This window comes from Flavobacterium sp. UBA4854 (assembly GCF_002399805.1).
GTDB classification, from domain to species: Bacteria; Bacteroidota; Bacteroidia; order Flavobacteriales; family Flavobacteriaceae; genus Flavobacterium; species Flavobacterium ginsengisoli.
Genome location: NZ_DHEI01000135.1, coordinates 18,397 through 21,078, shown reverse-complemented (window position 1 = coordinate 21,078; position 2,682 = coordinate 18,397). Strand labels below are relative to the sequence as shown.

Sequence of the window (2,682 nt, the reverse complement as noted above, 5' to 3'; positions counted from 1 at the left end):
GATTATTTAATTGAACGCAAAAATGCTACAATTAAAACCAACGAACTCCCAACAGTAGATAGCATTCCGAGTCAGATGCGTCAGGTTTTTCAAAATCTGATAGGAAATGCTTTGAAATTTTCTGGAAGTGAAGATAAACCCGTAATCGAGATCACTTCTGAAACCATTTTAGAAAAATCAATAGATAGTCCGACTTCACCAGATGGCAAATTCTGCAGAATTATGGTAAAAGATAACGGAATTGGTTTTGACGAAATTTATCTTGACCGTATTTTTATTATCTTTCAAAGCTTGAATGACCGCCAAAGTTACGAAGGAACAGGAATTGGACTCGCGATTGCAAAAAAAATAATAGAAAAACACAACGGATTAATCACTGCGAAAAGCAAATTAGGTGAGGGAGCAAGCTTTATTATTGTGCTTCCTTTAAAATACGAATTAAAATAATTAGACATATATGAACGGTAATTTTAAAAGGAATTTATTAATTAGTTCGCTAGTTTCATTGCTTGTACTTACCATTAGCTCGGTTGCTTCGTTTATAAGTATTAAAAGTCTTTTAAATAGCAATTTTTGGGTCAATCATACTCAGGATGTAATTTACAACCTAAATGAAGGTTCCTCAATTCTTACCGAAGCTCAAACAAGCATGAGAGGATATTTGCTTACAGGAGACGAGCAATTTGTTGGCCGTTTTAATGATTCTGAAGCCAAAGCAAATGCTTATTTTGAAAAATTGGATGGTTTAACAGCTGATAATCCTTCGCAAACTAAATTACTAGAGGAATTGCGTGACAAACGTTCAGCTTTCTTTAAATATCTAAACAATCAGATTGTAAAAAAGAGATTAAGCAAGCAAATACTGATTTTTGATTTGAATGAGGGCCGCAATATGATGAACGAAATGCGTGCAATCATTAAAAAGGTCGAAAATACAGAGCAAAAGCTTTTAGAAGAACGCAACTCAAATTCAGAACGTTATGGCAGATATAGTTTGGCTTTAATTGCGATTGCTTTCTTTATTGCTTTTCTAATTTCTATAGTTTTCTTGATTAGAATTCTGAAAGATTACAATGAAAGAACTTTATTGCAGCAAGAATTAATAAAAAAGGATAAAGAAACAGCTGATAGATTGCAAGTAATTGGCGGTATTGCAACACAAATTTCTAAAGGAAATTACGATGTTCAAATCGATGATCGAAAAGCGGATACTTTAGGTGCGCTTGGAGCGTCAATTCATGAAATGAAAGATTCGTTAAAAAATTCTTTTGACTTATTATCTCAAAAAGAATGGCTTCAGTCTGGTGTTGCTACTTTAAATGATAAAATGTTGGGCGAAAAAACGATCCAGAAGTTATCTAAAGATGTAATCGAATTTTTGTGCCAATATACCAACAGCAGCGCTGGAGTTTTGTATGTTTTGGATGGAGAAGAAATGACAATTTCTGGCGGGTACAGTTATATTCCGAGTAAAAATAGAGAAAAAATTAAGAAAGGTGAAGGCTTAATCGGACAAGCAATTGTTTCGGGTAAAATGCTGGAATTGAAAACACTTTCGCCAGATGATATTCAAATTAATTATGCTTTAGGAGAAATAAAACCAACTCATATTGTAGCACTTCCGCTTATGGATTTCAAAGTAGAAGGAGCAGTAGAATTGGCAAGTATTTATGGTTTTTCTGTACTGCAATTGGAATTTTTAAACATGGTAGCCAATAATATTGGAATTGCACTGAAAGCGACTCAAAACCGTAAACGTGTTTTAGAATTGTTGGAAGAAACCAAATCGCAAGCAGAAGAATTACAAATTCAGCACAGTGAATTGGAAGCTATAAATGCAGAATTGGAAGCACAAACTGAAAAACTGCAAGCATCAGAAGAAGAACTTCGCGTACAGCAGGAAGAATTGGAGCAAACAAATGAAGAACTATCGGAAAGAAGTGTTTTATTAGAAGAAAAAAATACAGAAATTCAGAAGAAATCGGAGGCTTTAGAATTGACAACTCGCTACAAATCAGAGTTTTTAGCTAATATGTCGCATGAGTTGAGAACGCCTTTGAACTCGATTTTATTATTGAGCCGTTTGCTTTCTGAAAATAACAATAGAACAATGAACAATGAAGAAATTGAATTTGCAAAAGTAATTCAGAGTTCAGGAAACAGTTTATTAGGATTAATCGATGAAATTCTAGATTTATCTAAAATTGAAGCTGGTAAAATGGATCTAGAGTTCTTAGATGTTTCGACAAAAGAGATTACAGACACGCTTTATAATTTGTTTTATCTGGTAGCAAAAGAGAAAAATATCAACTTTGAGATTATTGCCAAAGATGCACCAATTGTTATCAAAACAGATAAAATGCGTTTGGAGCAAATTCTAAAAAACTTGATTTCAAATGCGATTAAATTTACAGAAAAAGGAACTGTTTCTCTTGAAATTAAGGTTGATACAGACGACGATAAAATAATCTGCTTTATTGTAAAAGATACAGGAATTGGAATTCCGTTAGAAAAACAGCCATTAATTTTTGAAGCTTTCCAGCAAGCTGATGGTTCTACAAAACGCAAATACGGAGGAACAGGTTTAGGATTGTCAATTAGCCGTGAACTAGCTAAATTATTGAGAGGAGAAATCATATTGCACAGCAAAGTAAACGAAGGAAGTACGTTTACGTTATGTCT

General features: G+C 33.4%; 2 protein-coding genes. Both read left to right on the top strand.

Translation table 11 applies throughout. The annotated features are described in order from the left end of the window. On the top strand, positions 1 to 447 hold a 447-nt coding region (locus B3J44_RS19745; RefSeq protein ID WP_286970995.1), incomplete at its 5' end, for a sensor histidine kinase. A 10-nt stretch (positions 448 to 457) separates the two neighbouring features. Continuing rightward, a partial coding sequence (locus B3J44_RS19740; RefSeq protein WP_286970993.1) for a CHASE3 domain-containing protein occupies positions 458 to 2,682 on the top strand: 2,225 nt, incomplete at its 3' end.